Source organism: Actinosynnema sp. (assembly GCF_052038725.1).
Genome location: NZ_JBQGCX010001260.1, coordinates 1 through 2,223 on the forward strand (window position 1 = coordinate 1; position 2,223 = coordinate 2,223).

2 protein-coding genes are annotated in these 2,223 nt (G+C 78.4%); both read left to right on the forward strand.

The features are described 5' to 3' along the window. The coding region (locus ACTUAL_RS26575; RefSeq protein WP_440902164.1) for an ATP-binding protein at positions 1-1,906 on the forward strand (1,906 nt) is incomplete at its 5' end. Then, on the forward strand, positions 1,903-2,223 hold a 321-nt coding region (locus ACTUAL_RS26580; protein ID WP_440902165.1), incomplete at its 3' end, for a putative immunity protein. The genes ACTUAL_RS26575 and ACTUAL_RS26580, both read left to right, overlap by 4 nt.

Consider the following 2,223-nt stretch of genomic DNA (forward strand, 5'->3'; position numbering starts at 1 on the left):
GGCCGAGGGCGTCCCACCGGTCCTGGCGCTCGCGGGCGCCGGAGGGGTGGGCAAGACGTGGCTCGCGGTGCGGTGGGCGCACCGGAACGCCGGGCGCTTCCCCGACGGGCAGCTGTTCGTCGACCTGCGCGGGTTCACGCCGGACGGGGCGCCGATGGAGACCTCCGTCGCGGTGCGCGGGTTCCTGGACGCGCTGGGGGTGGAGCCCTCGCGCATCCCGACGGACCTGCACGACCAGGCCGGGCTCTACCGGAGTCTGCTCGCGGACCGGCGCGTCCTGGTGGTGCTGGACAACGCGGCGTCCGCCGAGCAGGTCGCCCCGCTGCTGCCCGGTGGCCGCTCCAGCGCGGTCATCGTCACCAGCCGCAACGCCCTGCGCCCGCTGTTCGTCCAGCACGACGTGCACCACGAGCGCCTCCCGCCCCTGACCGCCGACGAGGCCGAGGCGCTGCTGACGGCCCGGCTGGGCGCGAAGCGGGTGGCTGCGGAGCGCGAGGCGGTGGCCGAGCTGGTGGCGCTGTGCCGGGGGTCGGCGCTCGCGCTGGCGCTGGTGGCGAGCCGGGCCCGGTTGCGGCCGGGGGCGCCGCTGGCGGGGTTCGCCGCCGAGCTGCGCGAGTCCGGCCTGTCCGCGCTGGACGACGACGACCCGGCGATCAGCCTGCCCGCCGTCCTGTCCTGGTCGTACGACGCGCTCCCGCCGGAGCGCCGCCGCCTGTTCGCGCTGATCGGCCTCTCCCCCGGCCCCGACCTGTCCCGCGAGGCCACCGCGAGCCTCGTCGACCTCCCGCCCTCCGCCGCCGCGCAGGCGTTGCGCGGCCTGGAGGAGGCGTCGCTGCTGGAGCAGGACGACCGGGGCCGCTACTCGATGCACGACCTGGTGCGGGTGCACGCGCTGGCCGTGGCCGACGAGGCGCTGGGCGCGGACGAGCGGGAGGCCGCGCTGACCCGCCTGCTCGACCACTACCCCCGCACCGCCCACGCCTGCGACCGACTCCTCGCCCCGCACCGCCAACCCCTCCCCCTCCCGCCACCGGCGCGCGGCGCGCTGGTGCGGCCACCGGCGGGCACGGCCGAGGCGATGGCGTGGCTGGCCGAGGAGCACCCGAACCTGCTGGCCGCGCAGGAGAGCGCCGCGGTTGCGGGCGAGCACCACACGGCGTGGCTGCTGGCCTGGGGCGCGGACTCGTTCCTCGGCCGCTGCGGCCACCTGCGCGACCGGGTCCTCACCTGGCAGCGGGCGGTCGAGTCGGCCGAGCACCTGGCCGAGCCGATGCCGCTGATCCGGGCCAACCGCTTCCTCGGCCGCGCCCTCGCCCACCTGGGCAGGCACCGGGCGGCGGTGGTGCGCCTGCACAAGGCCCTGGCGCTGGCCGAGGCCGGTGACGACCGCTCGGAGCGCGCCCACTCGCACCGGATGCTGGCGTGGGTGCGCTGCGAGGTCGGCGACGACGAGCGGGGCCTGGCGGACGCCCGGCTGGCCTGCGACCTGTTCCGCGACCTGGACCAGCCGGTGTGGGAGGCGGCGGCCCTGACCTACCGGGGCCTGCTGACCGCGCGCCTGCTCGACCGGGCGGCGGGCCGCGCGGACTGCGAGGCCGCGCTGGAGCTGTACCGGGCCCACCCGAACCCCGACGGCGAGGCCACGACCAGGCACTACCTGGCGGCGATCGAGCACGGCGACGGCAGGCACCGGGAGGCGGTGGGGCACTGCGCGGAGGCGCTGCGGCTGTACCGGGGGCTGCACAACACGAACATGACGGCGGACGTGCTGGAGCAGCTCGGGGAGGCGCACGCGGCGCTGGGCGCGGAGGACGCGGCGCGGGCGGCGTGGAAGGAGGCGCTGGTGCTGTACGAGGGCCAGGGGCGGGAGGACGCGGCGGAGCGGGTGCGGGGGGTGCTGGGGTGAGTGACGCGATCGAGCTGACCACCGACGAGCTGCGCGCGGTCACCGCCTACGCGGTGGCCTGCGCCGAGCCCGCGCTCGCGCGGTTCGAGGCGCGGCGGCCGGGGGACGTCCGGGCGCGCGAGGCGGTGGTGGCGGCTCGGGCGTTCGCGGACGGGGGGAGGCGGACCACGGCGCTCCGGGACCGGGCGGTCGCGGCGCAGGTGGCGTGCGCGCAGGCGCCGGACGCCGCGGACCCGGTGGCCGCCGAGGCGGCGCGGGCGGCGGTGGCGGCTGCGGGCGCGGCGTACCTGCACCCGCTGGCCAAGGCCACCCAGGTG